This window comes from Micromonospora globosa (assembly GCF_000717585.1).
Lineage (GTDB): Bacteria > Actinomycetota > Actinomycetes > Mycobacteriales > Micromonosporaceae > Micromonospora > Micromonospora aurantiaca.
On the sequence record NZ_JNZR01000112.1, the window covers coordinates 1 to 215 of the forward strand.

1 protein-coding gene is annotated in these 215 nt (G+C 69.8%); it reads right to left on the reverse strand.

The window, feature by feature from the left end:
- Positions 1 to 215 (reverse strand): SDR family oxidoreductase (locus IF06_RS32735; protein ID WP_157551571.1); only part of this gene is annotated, 215 nt, incomplete at both ends.

Here is a 215-nt window from a genome sequence, read left to right on the forward strand (position 1 = left end):
CACCCCCGCCAACCGCTCCGCCGTCAGCCCCTCCACCACACCGTCATCCAACACACCAGCCGTGTGCACCACACCCGCCAACCGACCCCCGGCAACGATTTCCGCCACCAGCGCGGACACCTGGTCCCGGTCCGTCACATCACACGCGACCACCCGCACCGACGCACCCAACGCCGACAACCGCTCCGACAACTCACCCGCACCCACAGCCTCCG